General features: G+C 71.9%; 15 protein-coding genes. 5 read left to right on the forward strand and 10 right to left on the reverse strand.

Annotated elements, in window-relative coordinates; translation table 11 throughout:
- Window positions 1–43 precede the first annotated feature (43 nt).
- Entirely contained in the window at window positions 44–589 is a 546-nt protein-coding gene (locus tag RM704_RS10095; protein ID WP_033530552.1) for a bacterial proteasome activator family protein, read from the reverse strand.
- 136 nt (window positions 590–725) lie between these two features.
- Between RM704_RS10095 and RM704_RS10100 the strand changes: the two genes are divergently transcribed.
- Window positions 726–1,157, forward strand: coding sequence for a hypothetical protein (locus tag RM704_RS10100; RefSeq protein ID WP_033530553.1), 432 nt, complete (start codon window positions 726–728; stop codon window positions 1,155–1,157).
- A 53-nt stretch (window positions 1,158–1,210) separates the two neighbouring features.
- On the opposite strand, the gene RM704_RS10105 is transcribed toward RM704_RS10100, so the two are convergent.
- The gene (locus tag RM704_RS10105) at window positions 1,211–2,191 is read right to left on the reverse strand and encodes an NAD(P)H-quinone oxidoreductase (RefSeq protein ID WP_033530554.1); all 981 of its coding nucleotides are present in this window, start codon (window positions 2,189–2,191) and stop codon (window positions 1,211–1,213) included.
- A 300-nt stretch (window positions 2,192–2,491) separates the two neighbouring features.
- On the opposite strand from RM704_RS10105, the gene RM704_RS10110 reads away from it, so the two are divergent.
- Both RM704_RS10110 and RM704_RS10115 read left to right on the forward strand, forming a co-directional pair.
- Window positions 2,492–3,523 (forward strand): ATP-binding cassette domain-containing protein, encoded by a 1,032-nt coding sequence (locus RM704_RS10110; protein WP_033530555.1) that lies wholly within the window; start codon window positions 2,492–2,494, stop codon window positions 3,521–3,523.
- Entirely contained in the window at window positions 3,520–4,368 is an 849-nt protein-coding gene (locus RM704_RS10115) for an ABC transporter permease (protein ID WP_033530556.1), read from the forward strand. The genes RM704_RS10110 and RM704_RS10115 overlap by 4 nt, the downstream gene beginning before the upstream one ends.
- Window positions 4,369–4,445: 77 nt before the next feature.
- On the opposite strand, the gene RM704_RS10120 is transcribed toward RM704_RS10115, so the two are convergent.
- The 6 genes from RM704_RS10120 to pdhA all read right to left on the reverse strand — a co-directional run bounded on the left by RM704_RS10120 (window position 4,446) and on the right by pdhA (window position 11,671).
- Window positions 4,446–5,537: a potassium channel family protein gene (locus RM704_RS10120; RefSeq protein WP_033530557.1), complete on the reverse strand. Its 1,092-nt coding sequence runs from the start codon at window positions 5,535–5,537 to the stop codon at window positions 4,446–4,448.
- Between the two features lie 112 nt (window positions 5,538–5,649).
- Complete coding sequence (locus tag RM704_RS10125; protein ID WP_033530558.1) at window positions 5,650–7,005, reverse strand: molybdopterin molybdotransferase MoeA; 1,356 nt, start codon at window positions 7,003–7,005, stop codon at window positions 5,650–5,652.
- Entirely contained in the window at window positions 7,002–7,967 is a 966-nt protein-coding gene (locus RM704_RS10130) for an NTP transferase domain-containing protein (protein WP_033530559.1), read from the reverse strand. The genes RM704_RS10125 and RM704_RS10130 overlap by 4 nt, the downstream gene beginning before the upstream one ends.
- 148 nt (window positions 7,968–8,115) lie before the next feature.
- A complete protein-coding gene (locus RM704_RS10135; RefSeq protein ID WP_033530560.1) occupies window positions 8,116–9,534 on the reverse strand; it encodes a dihydrolipoamide acetyltransferase family protein in 1,419 nt (472 codons plus the stop codon).
- The gene (locus RM704_RS10140; protein WP_033530561.1) at window positions 9,534–10,538 is read right to left on the reverse strand and encodes an alpha-ketoacid dehydrogenase subunit beta; all 1,005 of its coding nucleotides are present in this window, start codon (window positions 10,536–10,538) and stop codon (window positions 9,534–9,536) included. The genes RM704_RS10135 and RM704_RS10140 overlap by 1 nt, the downstream gene beginning before the upstream one ends.
- A complete protein-coding gene (pdhA, locus tag RM704_RS10145) occupies window positions 10,535–11,671 on the reverse strand; it encodes a pyruvate dehydrogenase (acetyl-transferring) E1 component subunit alpha (RefSeq protein WP_033530562.1) in 1,137 nt (378 codons plus the stop codon). Before pdhA ends, RM704_RS10140 begins: the two co-directional genes overlap by 4 nt.
- A gap of 190 nt (window positions 11,672–11,861) precedes the next feature.
- Here pdhA and RM704_RS10150 point away from each other — a divergent pair, with 190 nt between their 5' ends.
- Window positions 11,862–12,347 (forward strand): Lrp/AsnC family transcriptional regulator, encoded by a 486-nt coding sequence (locus tag RM704_RS10150; protein ID WP_033530563.1) that lies wholly within the window; start codon window positions 11,862–11,864, stop codon window positions 12,345–12,347.
- A gap of 39 nt (window positions 12,348–12,386) precedes the next feature.
- On the opposite strand, the gene RM704_RS10155 is transcribed toward RM704_RS10150, so the two are convergent.
- The gene (locus RM704_RS10155; protein WP_033530564.1) at window positions 12,387–12,977 is read right to left on the reverse strand and encodes a TetR/AcrR family transcriptional regulator; all 591 of its coding nucleotides are present in this window, start codon (window positions 12,975–12,977) and stop codon (window positions 12,387–12,389) included.
- Window positions 12,974–14,491, reverse strand: a complete 1,518-nt coding sequence (locus RM704_RS10160; protein WP_033530565.1) for a 3-hydroxyacyl-CoA dehydrogenase — start codon at window positions 14,489–14,491, stop codon at window positions 12,974–12,976. The genes RM704_RS10155 and RM704_RS10160 overlap by 4 nt, the downstream gene beginning before the upstream one ends.
- A 147-nt stretch (window positions 14,492–14,638) precedes the next feature.
- On the opposite strand from RM704_RS10160, the gene paaN reads away from it, so the two are divergent.
- Complete coding sequence (paaN, locus tag RM704_RS10165; protein ID WP_033530566.1) at window positions 14,639–16,345, forward strand: phenylacetic acid degradation protein PaaN; 1,707 nt, start codon at window positions 14,639–14,641, stop codon at window positions 16,343–16,345.
- The last annotated feature ends 28 nt before the right edge of the window (window positions 16,346–16,373 follow it).

The raw sequence follows: 16,373 nt of genomic DNA on the forward strand, positions 1-16,373 counted from the left end.
TTGCGTACGTGGTGGGGGGTTTCGCCGGAGGACTGCCCGGAGGCTAGAGGTACGGGCCGCCAGAGCGGCCGACCGTGCGCGGGTCGTCGTCGCCCTCGTGACCACCGACGCCCGGCGGCAGTGCGCGGCGCATCTGCTCCAACTGGGCCCGGGCGGCCATCTGCTGGGCGAACAGCGTCGTCTGGATCCCGTGGAAGAGGCCTTCGAGCCAGCCGACCAACTGGGCCTGGGCGACCCGCAGTTCCGCGTCGCTCGGGATCACCTCGTCGGTGAAGGGCAGGGAGAGCCGCTCCAACTCCTCCACCAGCTCCGGCGCCAAGCCGTCCTCCAGTTCCTTGACCGAGCTGGCGTGGATCTCCTTCAACCGGGCCCGGCTGGCCTCGTCGAGGGGGGCGACCCGTACCTCTTCGAGCAGCTGCTTGATCATGCTGCCGATGCGCATGACCTTGGCCGGTTGTTCCACCATCTCCGTCACCGGGACCTCGCGGGAGTCCTCGTCGCCTCCGCCGCCGCCCACGGCCATGCCGTCCTGGCCCACGACCAGGATCTGGGGCTGTTCGGGCGACCGTTCGTTCCTCGGCATCTCCATGCCGCCATTCTCTCGCACGCCTACACCTCACCATCCTGGTGCCCCCCACGCAGGGTGATCCACCGTTTACGTGCCCACGTTCGCGGCGCGTCGGGGCCGGGATGCCGGCTTGCCCAGGGCGTGTGACGCTGAGGGCGTGGCTTCCTGGCTTCGTTCGATGCGCGTGACGGGACCGGTTCTCGTCGCGGGGCTGCTCGTCGTTCTGGTGACGGGGGCCGTGCCGGCCGTATACGCGGCCGAGCCCGACCCCGCGAACTCCTGGGCCGGCAGCCGCGCGGGCGAGGGCCGGGAAAGGCCGGGCAGGGCGGACGCCGGCCCCGTGGAACCGGAGGACGACGTCTCCACGCCCCCGGGAGGACACTCTCCACGACCGGACCGCCCGGACCCCACCGTCGTCCCCGATCCGTCCCAGAACGCCGCCCTGCCCGTCCCCGGCGTCTCACCCGGTCACGGCACCGCGACCGTCGAGGAGCCCGTACTGCGGGTATTCACCCTCGGCAGCGGCCTCATCCTGCTGGGCATGGGCCTCGGACTGGCCTTCGTGGGGTTACGCATACGGCGGGACTGAACCGGAGACGTCTCACTGAGCCGAGCCGTGGCCCCGCGCGGCCCCCGCCTCGTCTACGGCACCACCAGGAGCACCTTGCCCACGTGGCCGCTCTCCTCCAGCACCCGGTGCGCCGTGGCCGCGTCGTCCATGGGGATCTCGCGGTCGACGACCGGGCGCACATGGCCACCGGCGATCAGGGGCCAGACATGTTCGCGTACGGCGGCGACGATGGCCGTCTTCTCCTCCTGGGGCCGGGCCCGCAGCGAGGTGGCGCTGATCGCGGCCCGCTTGGCGAGGAGGGCTCCGATGTTCAGCTCGCCCTTGATACCGCCCTGCATACCGATGATCGCGAGGCGGCCGTTGGCGGCCAGGATCCGGACGTTGCGGTCCAGGTACTTGGCGCCCATGTTGTCGAGGACGACGTCCGCGCCCTTGCCGCCCGTGGCCGCCCGGACCTCCTCGACGAAGTCCTGGTCGCGGTAGTTGATCAGGGTGTCCGCGCCCAGGGCGGCGCACTGCTCCAGCTTCTCCTGGGTGCCCGCCGTGACGGCGACCTTCGCGCCGACTGCCTTGGCGAGCTGGATGGCCATCGTGCCGATGCCGCTGGAACCGCCGTGCACGAGGAGCGTCTCACCGGGACGCAGGTGGGCAATCATGAAGACGTTGGACCAGACCGTGCAGGTCACCTCGGGCAACGCGGCGGCCTGGCGGAGGTCGAGGCCGCTGGGGACCGGCAGCAGCTGGCCGGCCGGGACGACGACCTTCTCCGCGTAGCCGCCGCCCGAGAGCAGCGCGCACACCTCGTCGCCGACGCTCCACCCGGCCACACCGGGCCCGATCTCCGCGACGCGGCCGGAACACTCCAGGCCGGGGTAGGGGGAGGCGCCGGGCGGTGGGTCGTAGAAGCCCTGCCGCTGCAGCAGGTCGGCGCGGTTCACGGCGCTCGCCGCCACGTCGATGAGCACTTCGCCCTCGCCGGGCACCGGGTCGGGGACCTCGTCCCACACCAGGGCCTCGGGTCCACCGGGTTCGGGAATCGTGATCGCATGCATGAGAGGGACGCTACCCCTCACCCTCTCCGTCCTGTCCCGGCCCGGTCCCCCCGGTTTCGCCGATCCCGGGCTGGCGCTCCCTCCCTCCTGGGCGGGTGAAATCGGGGTGCGATCGACCCGCATCGGAGAGACCGTGGAGTCCGCACGGCCGCACGGGTTCTCGCCGACGCGCTTCGCCCGACGCAGAAGCAGCCGACGCAGTCATGTTTTCCCGTGCGGCGACCGATGAGTTCCGGCGGTCCCGACGGTCTCCCCTTGCGTAGCCCCGGACACGGGCCCCGTACGCGGAAGGATCTCAACATGAGCGCACAGACGTCCGGCCTCGCGATCGAGACCGCCGGTCTGGTGAAGACGTTCGGCGAGACCCGGGCCGTCGACGGCGTCGACCTGGCCGTGCCCGCCGGCACGGTCTACGGCGTCCTCGGCCCGAACGGCGCCGGCAAGACCACCACGGTGAAGATGCTCGCCACCCTGCTGCGGCCCGACGGCGGCCAGGCGCACGTCTTCGGACACGACGTCGTCCGGGAGGCCGACGAGGTACGCGGCCGGGTCAGTCTGACCGGGCAGTACGCCTCCGTGGACGAGGACCTCACCGGCACCGAGAACCTGGTACTGCTCGCCCGGCTCCTCGGCCACGACAAACGGACGGCCCGGCAGCGCGCCGGGCAGCTGTTGGAGGCCTTCGGGCTGAGCGAGGCGGCCGGAAAGCAGGTCAAGCACTACTCGGGCGGCATGCGGCGCCGTATCGACATCGCCGCTTCCATCCTCAACACCCCCGACCTGCTGTTCCTGGACGAGCCGACGACCGGCCTCGACCCGCGCAGCCGCAACCAGGTGTGGGACATCGTGCGCGCGGTGGTCGCCCAGGGCACGACCGTGCTGCTGACCACGCAGTACCTGGACGAGGCGGACCAGCTGGCGTCCCGGATCGCGGTCATCGACAAGGGCAAGGTGATCGCGGAGGGCACGAAGGGCGAGCTGAAGGCGTCCGTGGGTGCCGGTTCCGTCCATCTGCGGCTGCGCGACGCGGCCCAGCGTCCGCAGGCCGAGGAGGTGCTGCGTCTCGCCCTCGACGCCGACGTGCAGCGCGAGCCGGACCCGGTGGCGCTCACGGCGCGCGTCGGCGCGGGATCCGCAGGCGGACAGGGGGCTGCCGAGGCCGCCGCCCGAGCGCTCGCCGAGCTGGCCCGCACCGGTATCACCGTCGACAACTTCTCGCTGGGTCAGCCCAGCCTGGACGAGGTGTTCCTCGCCCTCACCGGACACGACACCAAGGCGACGGCCACGCAGGCCGTCGACGCCCCCGAGACGAAGGACGAGGCAGCGGCATGAGCACGGCGACCACCACCGAGAACAAGGAACTCGCCCCCGTCAGCACCGAGTCGCTCACCGCGCTGCTCATCGCCAAGGAACGCCCGCCGCGGCCCAGCGCCCTGTCGGCGTCGCTGACCTTCGGCTGGCGGGCGATGCTCAAGATCAAACATGTGCCGGAGCAGCTCTTCGACGTCACCGCCTTCCCGATCATGATGGTGCTGATGTACACCTACCTCTTCGGCGGGGCGCTGGCCGGCTCCCCGGAGCAGTACATCCAGTTCCTGCTGCCGGGCATCCTGGTGATGTCGGTCGTGATGATCACGATGTACACCGGGGTCTCGGTCAACACGGACATCGAGAAGGGTGTCTTCGACCGGTTCCGTTCGCTGCCGATCTGGCGGCCGTCGACGATGGTCGGCTATCTGCTCGGCGACGCCCTGCGCTACGCGATCGCGTCCGTGGTGATGCTCACCGTCGGAATGATCCTCGGCTACCGACCGGACGGCGGAGTGGTCGGTGTGGTCGCCGGGGTCGCGCTGCTCATCGTCTTCTCGTTCGCGTTCTCGTGGATCTGGACGATGTTCGGCCTCATGCTGCGCACCGAGAAGTCCGTGATGGGCGTCAGCATGATGGTGATCTTCCCGCTGACCTTCCTGTCCAACGTCTTCGTCGATCCGAGCACCATGCCGGGCTGGCTCCAGGCCTTCGTCAACAACAGCCCGGTCACGCATCTGGCCTCGGCGGTCCGCGAGTTGATGGCGGGCGAGTGGCCGACGGCGGAGATCGCCTGGACGCTGGGCTGGTCCGCCCTGTTCGTGCTGGTCTTCGGACCGATCACGATGCGGCTGTACAACCGCAAGTAAGCGATCGCCCGGAAAGGGGGGCCCGGGGCGCGGAACCCCGGGGCCACCCCTTTTTCGCTTATCGGCTATCGCTCCCGCTACGGCAGATGCTTGGTCTCGGGGGTGATCTTCGTGCTCGGGGTGGCCCGGACGATGGTGATCAGCCGGTCCGTCAACTGGAGCCGGCCGATGGACGGATCGTCGTAGCCGAGCACCCGATGTCCGCGCAGCACGCTGACCACCAGGTCCTCCGTCTCCCGCACGCCTCGCCCCACCTCGGCCTTTATGACCGGACGTTCGGCGATGTCGAGCCCGCTGCCCTGCTGGATGAGGTCCTCCATCACCATGCCGGCGGCGGGGCTGAGCACGGAGAGCCCGAGGAGCCGTCCGGCCGCACTGGCGCTGGTGATGACTACATCGGCCCCGGACTGCTTCAGCAGCGGCGCGTTCTCCTCTTCCCGGACGGCGGCCACGATCTTCGCGCCGCGGTTGAGCTGGCGGGCGGTCAGCGCGACCAGTACGGCGGTGTCGTCCCGCGCCGTGGAGATGATGATCTGCCGCGCCTTCTGGAGTTCCGCCCGCAGCAGCACATCACTGCGGGTCGCGTCCCCTATGACTCCCGTGTATCCCTCGGAGGTCGCCGCCTCGATGGCCTTCGAGCTGGGGTCCACGACGACGACCTGCTCCTTCCTCAGGCCCGTCGCGCAGACGGTCTGGACCGCCGACCGCCCCTTGGTCCCCCAGCCGACGACAACGGTGTGCTCCCTCAAGGCCGCCCTCCAGCGGTTCAGTCGCCATTCCTCGCGCGTGCGCTCCGTGAGAACTTCCAGTGTGGTGCCGACCAGGATGATCAGGAACAGCACACGCAACGGCGTGATCACGAAGATGTTGGTGAAGCGGGCAGCATCGCTGACCGGGGTGATGTCGCCGTATCCGGTGGTGGAGAGGGTGACGGTGGCGTAGTAGAACGCGTCGAGCAGATCCACGGAACCGTCGGAGTTGTCGTTGTACCCCTCGTTGTCGGCATAGACGATGAAGGCGGTGGCGACGAGCACGAACATGGCCATCGCCAGTCGCTTGCCGACCTGGCGGATAGGCCGCTCGATCTCTCTCTTCGGCAGTCTCACCTGGTGGGTCACGTGACGCTCGTCCGCGTTGCGGGCGATCGCGTCCTGGCCCGGAAGTTTCACGTGAAACACTCCCCGTTTCGGCGTACATCCCCTGGCTGCGCTCCGCCCCCGCCGGCTCTCTGTTTCACGTGAAACACCGCTGGTCGCACGGCCGGTGGGCCATATCGACGTTTCACGTGAAACACACCTGGATGCCCCCCGTCGCCCAGGGCAGATCGAGCAGCTCCAGCTCCTGGCCGGAACGAGCGCCGCCCGGTGGTACGACGGCAAGGGCATCGGCGGTGGCGATGCCGCGGAGCATAGCGGGACCGTTGTAGTGCAGCGGCAGGGCGTCGTCACCCCGCAGAGCGACGGGGACGAGCCGCGTGTCGTGCGGGTGCCCGTGCACCGCCTCCCGCAGCGGCATCGTGTACGGCTCCGGTGCGACGCGGCCGGCGAGGGTCCGCAGCAGCGGCTCGGCGAGCGTGAACAGCCCGGAGACGGCGGCCAGCGGGTTGCCGGGCAGCCCGACGAGGTGCTGATCCGGCTTGACCCGGGCCAGCAACATGGGGTGCCCCGGGCGCACCTTCACCCCGTCGACGAGGAGTTCGGCCCCGACGCGACGCAGGGTGGGGTGGACATGGTCGACGGGTCCGGACGCCGTGCCGCCCGTGGTGACGATCAGCTCGGCGGAGGACTTCTTCACCGCCCGGTACAGGGCATCGGCGTTGTCGCCGAGGCGGCGTACGGCGGTGATCTCGGCACCGAGCGCCCGGAGCCAGGAGGGCAGCATCGGGCCGAGGGCGTCCCGGATCGAGCCCTCGCGCGGGAGGCCCTCGGTGAGCAGTTCGTCGCCCAGGACGAGCAGTTCGACGCGCGGACGGGGGAGCACACTCAACGTGTCGTACCCGGCGGCCGACGCGAGCCCGAGCGCGGCCGGGGTGATCTGCGTACCGAGCGGCAGCAGTTGGTCACCGTTGCGGCACTCCTGGCCTCGTGGGCGGATGTCCTGCCCGTGTGCGAGGTCGCGGGTCGGGTGCAGCCGCCCCTTGTCGTCGGTGCGGCCGTGCTCGCTGCGCAGGACGGCGGTCGTGTCGGGCGGGATACGGGCGCCGGTGGCGATCCGGACCGCCTCCCCGTCCGTGAGCCGTACGGGCTCGGCGTGCCCCGCCAGCACCCCGTCCTCCCGTACCGCCCAAGGGCCGGGGCCCGCGACAGCCCAGCCGTCCATCGCGGAGGTGTCGAAGGAGGGGAGGTCGGTGAGGGCCGTGAGAGGGGCGGCCAGCACGAGGCCGAGGGCCTGGTCGACGGTGACCGACACGGGCGCCCGGCGTCCGGCCGAGCGGGCGGCGCGTTCGGCGACGGCCCGGGCCTCGGGCCAGGAGGTGGCCCGGTGGTGGGAGTCGTCCTTGGCCCGGTGTGTGCCGGCGTGACCGGTCGTAGGGGTCTCGCCGGTGGAGCGGGGCTCGGCCGGCCCCCGGACGGGCCTGTCGTTGGCCACGGCCAGCGCCTCCTCCACGTCGAGTTCCTCGGCGTCCTGGGCGGTCATCCGGCTGCCGGGCCGGTGTCCTGGCCGACGCCGGGCCCGGAATGGGGCGTGGCGTCCGGGGCGGCTTCGGCCTTGGCCTCCGAGGCGGCCTCGGAGGTGGCCTCGTCGGCCCAGCGCAGGGCCAGGGCGGAGGCCTTGCGGGCGGCCTCGGTGACCGCCTCGGGGCCTCCCCCGGCCTGGGCGGCGGCGTAGCCGATCAGGAACGTGGTCAGCGGGGCGGCGGGCCGGGCCACGCTGTGGGCGGCGTCACGGGCGAGATCGAGCAGCTCGGTGATGTCGACGTCGAGGTCGATCCCCAGCTCGTCCTTGACTGCGGAAATCCATTCATCCAACACGTGGCCATGCTCCCTGATCCGTGCGCGGGCGGCGGCGATGTCGTCCCAGGTGTCGCAGTCGAAGGACGCGAGAGGGTCGGTGATACGGGTGAGGCGCAGTGCGGCGGTCAACCGCCGCAGGGGGAGGCCCGTCAGGCCGTCGTGCTCGACGGCGAGCCGCGCGAGCTCTCGGCGGAGGCTCCCGGCCCGGTAGGCGGCCACGAGCGGCTGGTCACGGCCGTCGGGGTCGGTGACCAGGACGCCGTCGGCGGGCCCCTGGTCGGCCAGGAGGGCGTCGAGCAGCCGCCGTACCGTCTCCTCGTCCAGGAACGGCAGATCGGCGGAGAGGACGACGACGTACGGCGCGGTGGTGCGCCGGAGTCCGGCGCCCAGCGCGGCGAGGGGGCCGCCGCCGGGGGGTTCCTCGCGTGCCCACAGCACGGGTCGCGCGGTGGGCCGGGGACCGGCGACGACCACGGTCCTCGCGGCCCCGGCGCAGGCGCTCAGCACGCGGTCGAGCAGGGCCCGTCCGCCGACGCGTACGGCGGGCTTGTCCGTGCCGCCGAGCCGCCGGGCGGCGCCGCCGGCGAGCACGACGGCGTCGAACACCTCGGTACCGGGGCCGCCCGGAGGCTCGTACGCGGTCACCCTCCGAGTATGCGTGCCTTCACGATCACGGGGAACGCGGGGGAGACCGCGCGTTGCCGGCCCGGTCGGGTTCGACGGGGCCGCGTGTTCCCGTCCCGCTCGGGTCCGACCGCGCGCGGCGGTCGGACCCGACGGGCGAAGCCGGTGATCAGAGCGTCCGCAACAGCACCGCCGGCTGTTCGACGCAGTCCGCCACGTACCGCAGGAAGCCGCCCGCCGTGCCGCCGTCGCACACCCGGTGGTCGAAGGTGAGCGAGAGCTGCACGACCTGCCGTACCGCCAGCTCGCCCTCGTGCACCCAGGGTTTGGGGACGATGCGGCCGACGCCGAGCATGGCGGCCTCGGGATGGTTGATGATCGGCGTCGAGCCGTCGACGCCGAACACTCCGTAGTTGTTCAGCGTGAAGGTGCCGCCCGTCAGCTGGGCGGGTGTCAGTGTGCCGGTGCGCGCCGCCTCGGTCAGCCGGGCGAACTCCGCGCCGAGCGACTCCGCGTTCCTGGTGTGCGCGTCCCGCACGACGGGGACGACCAGTCCTCGTTCGGTCTGCGCGGCGAACCCGAGGTGCACCTGCTCCAGCCGGACGACCTCGCGGGCTTCCATGTCGACGGTGGAGTTGAGTTCCGGGAAGCGGGCCAGCGCGGCGGTGCAGATACGGGCGAGCATCGCCAGGAGGGAGATCTTCGGGCCTCCGGCGGCGTTCATGGCCGTGCGGGCGTTCATCAGCTCTGTCGCATCGGCGTCCACCCAGCAGGTCGCGTCCGGGATCTCACGTCGGCTGCGGGAGAGCTTGTCGGCGACGGCGCCGCGGACGCCTCGGAGGGGGACACGGGTGCCGGACGAGGTGCCGGCGGCGGGCGCGGACTGCGCGACCGGAGCGGCGACGGGCGGTGCGGTCGCGGCCCGGGGCGCCGCGACCGGAGCCGTGGCGGCCCGCAGCGCGTGCTCGACGTCGGCCCGCAGGATCAGGCCCTCGGGCCCCGAGCCCCGCAGCTTCCGCAGGTCGAGCCCGTTCTCCCGGGCGAGACGGCGGACGAGCGGCGAGATGACCGGCACGGGCCCGTCCGGGCGCTCGGGGGCGGTGGCCGACCCGGGCCCGTGCGGCTGCTCAGGAGCGGTGACCGGGGCGGCGGCCGTCTCCACGGAGCCGAGCGCCACCGCCGGCGCCGCTGGGGCCACGGGCCGGACCGGCTCCCCCGGCCGCACCCTCCTGCGGCGTGCCGGGGGCGCCCCGGTGCCGTAGCCGACCAGCACGTTGCCGGAGCCCTCGTGCCCGTCGGCGGTGCCCGCGCCCGTCGACCCTGCGGAGCCGTCGGCGACCGGCGCTCCCACCGCCACCGTCAACAGCGGTGCCCCGACGGGAAGTTCCGTGCCCTCCTCGCCGTAGCGGGCGGTGACGACGCCGCCGTAGGGGCAGGGAACCTCGACCATGGCCTTGGCCGTCTCGACCTCGACGACGGGCTGGTCGATCGCGACGACGTCCCCGACCTGGACGAGCCAACGGACGATCTCGGCCTCGGTCAGCCCCTCACCGAGGTCGGGCAGCTTGAACTCCAGCACCTGTGCCATCAGTTCTCCGCCTCCCACTGCAGGCGTCCCACGGCGTCCAGGATCCGGTCGACGCCGGGCAGATGGTGCCGTTCCAGCATCGGCGGCGGGTAGGGGATGTCGAACCCCGCGACGCGCAGCACGGGCGCCTCCAGGTGGTGGAAGCAGCGCTCGGTCACGCGGGCCGCGATCTCGCCGCCAGGGCCGCCGTAGGAGCCGGACTCGTGCACGACCACCGCGCGGCCGGTCCGCCGTACCGACGCGGCGACCGTCTCGTCGTCGAAGGGCACCAGGGAGCGCAGGTCCACGACTTCGAGGTCCCAGCCCTCGGCCGTGGCCGCCTCGGCGGCCTCCAGGCAGACGGGCACGGACGGGCCGTAGGTGATGAGCGTGGCGCTGCGGCCGGTACGGCGCACGACCGCACGGCCGATCGGCTCGACGCCCTGCGGTTCCTCGGGGTTCCAGGTGTCCTTCGACCAGTACAGGCGCTTGGGTTCCAGGAAGACGACCGGGTCGTCGGACGCGATGGCGGCGCGCAGCAGCCCGTAGGCGTCGGCGACGGTGGCGGGCGTGACGACATGGAGGCCGGGGGTCGCCATGTAGTACGCCTCGGAGGAGTCGCTGTGGTGCTCGACGCCGCCGATGCCCCCGCCGTAGGGGACGCGGATGGTGATCGGGAGCGGCATCGTGCCGCGCGTACGGTTGCGCATGCGGGCGACGTGGCTGATGAGCTGCTCGAACGCCGGGTAGGCGAAGGCGTCGAACTGCATCTCCACGACGGGCCGCAGCCCGTACATGGCCATGCCGACGGCCGTGCCGAGGATGCCCGCCTCGGCGAGCGGGGTGTCGGTGACGCGGTCCTCGCCGAACTCCTTCGCGAGGCCGTCGGTGACCCGGAAGACTCCGCCGAGGGTGCCGACGTCCTCTCCCATGACGTGCACGGTGGGGTCGGCGGTCATGGCGTCGCGCAGGGCGCGGGTGAGCGCCTGCGCCATGGTGGCGGGCTTGAGCGCGACGGTGGTCATCGGTGTGCCCCTTCTTCCTCCGCCGCCAGCTCGGCCTTCAACAGGGCTTGCTGCTCGCGCAGTTGAGGGGTCGGTTCGGCGTACACATGGGCGAAGAGGTCCATGGGGTCGAGCACCGGGTCCTGGTTCATGCGCGCGCGCAGGTCGGCGGCCATCGCCTCGGCGGCGTCCCGGGCGGCCCGGATGCCCTCCTCGTCGAGGAGCCCGCGCTCGGTCAGCTCGTGCTCCAGGAGTGCGATCGGGTCGTGCGCGCGCCAGGTCTCGACCTCGCCCTCGCCCCGGTAGCGGGTGGCGTCGTCGGCGTTGGTGTGGGCGTCGATGCGGTACGTCACCGCCTCGACCAGGGTGGGCCCGCCGCCCGCGCGCGCGTGGGCCACGGCCTCCGTGAGCACCTGGTGCACGGCCGCCGCGTCGTTGCCGTCGACCAGGCGGCCCGGCATCCCGTAGCCGACGGCCTTGTGGGCCAGCGACGGGGCGGCGGTCTGCTTGGCGAGCGGGACGGAGATCGCGAAGCCGTTGTTCTGCACGAGGAAGACGACCGGGGCCTGCCAGACGGCGGCGAAGTTGAGGGCCTCGTGGAAGTCGCCCTCGCTGGTGCCGCCGTCGCCGACCAGGGCGAGCGCGACCACGTCGTCGCCCTTGAGGCGGGCGGCGTGCGCGAGGCCCACGGCATGCGGGAGCTGGGTGGCGAGGGGGGTGCACAGGGGCGCGACACGGTGCTCGTGCGGGTCGTAGCCCGTGTGCCAGTCGCCGCGCAGCAGGGTGAGCGCCTGCACGGGGTCGAGGCCGCGGGCGACGGCGGCGAGCGTGTCGCGGTAGCTCGGGAAGAGCCAGTCCCGCTCTTCGAGGACGAGCGCGGCGGCGACCTCGCAGGCCTCCTGGCCGGTGCTGGAGGGGTAGACGGCGAGCCTGCCCTGCTTGGTCAGGGCCGTGGCCTGCGTGTTGTAGCGACGGCCGCGCACCAGCTCGGCGTAGAGCCGGCGCAGCAGCGCGGGGTCGGCGTCGGCGGCCGCGTCCGTGCCGAGCACGCGGTACGGCAGGGCGTCGGGCAGCAGCGGCGCGGGGTCCGTGCGGGGCTGCCAGGCGGGCGGCGGTGTCGGGCGGTACGCGCCCCGCTGCTCCATGACCGTCATACGGCACCTCCTCGGTGGGAGTGGCTCAGGGACGCGGCACGGTTGTGACGCGTCTCACCTACCGATTGTTCGGTCGCTGACGCATTTTGGCTACAGGGCACCCGAGGCTGTGGACAAACGGTTCTGCACAGCCTCAAATAAACGCAGTACGTCCATGGTAGAGAGGCGGGGGCACATGGCACCTGAACAAATGGCCGAGCCGCCGGAGCACGGCCCGGCCCTGCCGCCCCCTCGACCGCTGGACGCCATAGATCAGGACATCCTGCGCATGCTCCAGTCCGACGGCCGCGCCTCGATACGGTCCGTCGCCGAACGGGTCCACGTCTCCCGTGCCAACGCCTACGCGCGCATCAACCGCCTCATCGAGGACGGCGTGATCCGCGGCTTCGGGGCGCGCGTGAACCACGAGCGCGCCGGAAAGGGCACCTCGGCCTACATCACGCTCAAGATCGTCCAGAACTCCTGGCGCACGGTGCGCGACCAGCTGCGCCAGCTCTCCGGCGCCGCGCACATCGCCCTGGTGGGCGGTGACTACGACGTCCTGCTCCTGGTGCACACCTCGGACAACAGAGCCCTGCGCGAGGTCGTCCTCACCAAGCTCCAGGCCATCCCGGAGGTGCTCAGCACCCGGACACTGCTGGTGTTCGAGGAGGAGGACGTGGAACCGGAGGGCTGAGCGGCCCCGAGCGGCGCCCGCGTCGTGCGCAGGGGGCGCTCAGCCCTGGCCGCGCAGCCCCGTGAAGACCAGATGAGCCACGGCCGCGGACACTTCCCGCTCGCCCATGCCCCGCCCGTCCGGCCGGTACCACTCCACGATCGAGTTGATCATCCCGAAGACCAGCCGCGTCGCGAGGCGCACCTCCACGTCGCCCCGGACGTCCCCGTCGGCCGCCGCGGCCTTCAGCAGTTCGGCGACCCGGTGGTCGAAGTCGCGGCGCCGCTCCAGCGCCCAGCGCTCGGTGTCCGTGTTGCCGCGCACCCTCAGCAGCAGCGTCACGTAGGGGAGCTCGTTCATGAGCACCTCCACCATGCGCCGGACGACGTGCTCCAGGCGCTCCACCGACCGCCCCACGCGCGCGGGCTCCTCGTCGAGGATCCCGAAGAGACCGTCCAGCGCCCGGCTGACGGCCCGGCGCAGCAGCTCCTCCTTCCCGGTGACGTGGTGGTATATCGACGACTTGGAGATACCCGCCGCCTTGGACAGGTGCTCCATGGAAGTGCCGTCGTAGCCGCGCTCGTTGAAGACCCGGACAGCGACGGACAGCAGCGTCTCCGGGGTGTACGTGTCGCGCTTGGCGGTGGTCATGAGGAGGTGCCCTCCCGCTTGTCGGAGGCGTAGGCGTGGCGGTAGAGCGCCAGGGACGGCGCGTAGCGCCCGGACGGGTCGCGCAGGTGCAGATCGTCCAGGAGGGCGTACGCCCAGTTCCGGCCCAACTTGCGACTCCATTCGAAGGGCCCCAGCGGGTAGTTGACGCCCAGCCGCATCGCCGTGTCGATGTCCTCCTTGGTGGCCACGCCCTTGGCGACGGCGTCGTGCGCGAGGTCGATGATCCGTGCCACCGTGCGGGCCACGATCATGCCGGGGGCGTCGCCGATGACGCTGACGTCCTTGCCGAGCGCCTGGAAGAGGCCGATGGCCTCGGTGAGGGTCTGCGGCGAGGTGTCCTGGGAGGCGGAGAGCGCGATCCGGGTGGCCCTGCGGTAGTCGAGCGCCAGGTCGAAGTAGACGACGTCCCGGAACTCCACGGAGGTCTGTCCGTCGGCGAGGGCCAGTTGGCCGCCGCTCGGCAGGACGAGCCGGGTGCCGTGGTCCTCCTCGTCCTCGCGGACCGGGATGCCCGCCTCCCGGATGAGAGTGAGCAGGTCGGAGGCGGGGCCCAGATCGCCCTCGACGACGACGTACGCGGGCGCGGGCACCGGTTCGGCGGTGTGCGGCTCGGGCCGCTCGGCGTCCTCGGCGTGGTCGTACCAGCCGCGCCCCGTCTTGCGGCCGAGCCGGCCGGACTCGACGAGCCGTCGCTGGGCCAGCGAGGGCGTGAACCGCACGTCCTGGAAGAAGGCCTGCCAGACGGAGTGGGTGACGGACTCGTTGACGTCCTGCCCGATGAGGTCGGTCAGTTCGAAGGCGCCCATCCTGAAGCCGCCGCACTCCCGCAGGATCGCGTCGATGGTGACGGGCTCGGCCGCCTGCGACTCGTAGACCGCGAATGCCTCCGCGTAGAACGGCCGTGCGATGCGGTTGACGATGAAACCGGGGGTGTCCGCGCAGGCGACCGGCGTCTTGCCCCAGACACGCGCCAGCTCGTACGCGCGCGTGGCCGACGTGACGTCGGTGGCGAAGCCGGAGACGACCTCGACGAGGGGCAACAGCGGCGCGGGGTTGAAGAAGTGCAGGCCCACGAAACGGCCCGGGTTGCGCAGGGCACCGCCGATGGCCGTGACGGACAGGGAGGAGGTGTTGGTGGCGAGCAGGCAGTCCTCGCCGACGATGCCCTCCAGCGCGCGGAACAGCTCCTGTTTGACCTCCAGCCGCTCCAGGACCGCCTCGACGACGAGGCCGCAGTCCGCGAGGTCGGGGAGGCTCTCGGCGGCGTGCAGCCGGGCGAGCGCGGAGTCCCGGTCCGCCCCGGTCATGCGGTCCTTCGCCACGAGTCGGTCGAGCCGGGCACCGATCGCCTCGGCGGCCTCCCGGGCGCGACCGGGGACGGCGTCGAAGAGTCGTACGGGATGACCGGCGGCCAACGCGACCTGGGCGATGCCCTGGCCCATGGTGCCGGCGCCGACGACGGCCACGGGGCTGCTGAGGTCGAGTGCTGTCATGTGCGCGATCCTCCCGCACGGGGTTGTCCACAGATGCGGCGGACCCCCTTGTCCCGACCGATCGTTCGGTTACTCTAACTCTGTCCGCCTGTTCCTGCCCAGGTCAGGACTCGATGAAGAGCTCCTGACGTGAGGAGTTGGTCAAGCATGGCCGCCGAACCGTCCGCGCACGCCCTGATCGCCAAGCACCGGCCCACCCTCGACCAGGCCCTGGAAGCGATCCGCACCCGCGCGTACTGGTCGCCCCACCCCGAGCACCCCAAGGCATACGGCGAGAACGGCAGCCTGGGCATGGCCGAGGGCAAGGCCGCCTTCGACGCGCTGCTCGGCACCCGCCTCGACCTCGCCCAGCCCGGCACCGACGACTGGGTGGGCGGCGAGATCTCCCCGTACGGCATCGAGCTGGGCGTCACCTACCCGCACGCGGACGTGGACACGCTGCTGCCGGCCATGAAGGCCGGGCAGCGCGCGTGGCGCGACGCGGGCGCCGAAGCGCGCGCGGCGGTGTGTCTGGAGATCCTCAAGCGCATCAGCGACCGCACCCACGAGTTCGCCCACGCCGTCATGCACACCAGCGGCCAGGCCTTCATGATGGCGTTCCAGGCCGGCGGTCCGCACGCCCAGGACCGGGGCCTGGAGGCGGTGGCCTACGCGTACGCGGAGCAGGTCCGCACCCCGGACGAGGCGGCGTGGAGCAAGCCCCAGGGCAAGCGCGACCCGCTCGCGCTCACCAAGAAGTTCAAGCCCGTCCCGCGCGGCATCGCCCTCGTCATCGGCTGCAACACCTTCCCGACGTGGAACGGCTACCCGGGCCTGTTCGCCTCCCTCGCCACCGGCAACGCGGTCCTGGTGAAGCCCCACCCGCGCGCGGTGCTGCCGCTCGCCCTCACGGTCCAGGTCGCCCGCGAGGTCCTCGCCGAGACCGGGTTCGACCCGAACCTGATCGCGCTGGCCGCCGAACGCCCCGGCGAGGGCATCGCCAAGGACCTGGCCACTCGTCCCGAGATCCGCATCATCGACTACACCGGCTCCACGTCCTTCGGCGACTGGCTGGAGGCCAACGCCCGCCAGGCGGAGGTCTACACGGAGAAGGCCGGCGTCAACACGGTGCTCGTCGACTCCACCGACGACTACAAGGGCATGCTCTCCAATCTGGCCTTCTCCCTGTCCCTGTACAGCGGCCAGATGTGCACGACCCCGCAGAACGTGCTCGTCCCCCGCGCCGGCATCACCACCGACGAGGGCGCCAAGTCCTACGAGGAGGTCGTCACCGATCTCGCCAAGTCGGTCGCCGGCCTGCTCGGCGACGACGCGCGCGCGAACGCGCTGCTCGGCGCGATCGTGAACCCCGACGTCAAGGCCCGTCTCGAAGCGGCCGCCTCACTCGGCGAAGTCGCGCTCCCCACACGGGAGATCACCCACCCCGAGTTCCCTGACGCGGTCGTCCGGACGCCGGTGATCGTGAAGCTCGACGGCGCTCGGAAGTACTGGGAGCGGACCGACGACGAGGCCGCGTACCTGAGCGAGTGCTTCGGCCCGGTGTCGTTCGCCGTCGCGGTCGACTCGGTGGCGGACGGGTTGGACCTGCTGCGCCGGACCATCGCCGAGAAGGGCGCGATGACCGTCGGCGCCTACACGACCTCCGACGAGGTGGCCGAGGCCGTCGAGGAGGTCTGCCTGGAGGAGTGCGCGCAGCTGTCGCTGAACCTCACGGGCGGGGTCTACGTGAACCAGACCGCGGCCTTCTCGGACTTCCACGGCTCCGGCGGGAATCCGGCGGCGAACGCGGCGCTGTGCGACGGGGCGTTCGTGGCCAACCGTTTCCGGGTGGTGGAGGTCCGGCGCGAGGCGTAGCGGCCCGCGCCCCTGGAGGGCGCCGCCT

Origin of the sequence: Streptomyces gottesmaniae (assembly GCF_031845845.1) — a bacterium.
Taxonomy (GTDB): Bacteria; Actinomycetota; Actinomycetes; order Streptomycetales; family Streptomycetaceae; genus Streptomyces; species Streptomyces akebiae.

Coding starts and splice junctions, on each gene's coding strand:
- RM704_RS10110 (WP_033530555.1), top strand. CDS start 2,492: ATGAGCGCACAGACGTCCGGCCTCGCGATCGAGACCGCCGGTCTGGTG.
- RM704_RS10105 (WP_033530554.1), bottom strand. CDS start 2,191: ATGCATGCGATCACGATTCCCGAACCCGGTGGACCCGAGGCCCTGGTG.
- paaN (WP_033530566.1), top strand. CDS start 14,639: ATGGCCGCCGAACCGTCCGCGCACGCCCTGATCGCCAAGCACCGGCCC.
- RM704_RS10125 (WP_033530558.1), bottom strand. CDS start 7,005: ATGACCGCCCAGGACGCCGAGGAACTCGACGTGGAGGAGGCGCTGGCC.
- RM704_RS10155 (WP_033530564.1), bottom strand. CDS start 12,977: ATGACCACCGCCAAGCGCGACACGTACACCCCGGAGACGCTGCTGTCC.
- pdhA (WP_033530562.1), bottom strand. CDS start 11,671: ATGACGGTCATGGAGCAGCGGGGCGCGTACCGCCCGACACCGCCGCCC.
- RM704_RS10095 (WP_033530552.1), bottom strand. CDS start 589: ATGGAGATGCCGAGGAACGAACGGTCGCCCGAACAGCCCCAGATCCTG.
- RM704_RS10140 (WP_033530561.1), bottom strand. CDS start 10,538: ATGACCACCGTCGCGCTCAAGCCCGCCACCATGGCGCAGGCGCTCACC.
- RM704_RS10115 (WP_033530556.1), top strand. CDS start 3,520: ATGAGCACGGCGACCACCACCGAGAACAAGGAACTCGCCCCCGTCAGC.
- RM704_RS10135 (WP_033530560.1), bottom strand. CDS start 9,534: ATGGCACAGGTGCTGGAGTTCAAGCTGCCCGACCTCGGTGAGGGGCTG.
- RM704_RS10160 (WP_033530565.1), bottom strand. CDS start 14,491: ATGACAGCACTCGACCTCAGCAGCCCCGTGGCCGTCGTCGGCGCCGGC.
- RM704_RS10150 (WP_033530563.1), top strand. CDS start 11,862: ATGGCCGAGCCGCCGGAGCACGGCCCGGCCCTGCCGCCCCCTCGACCG.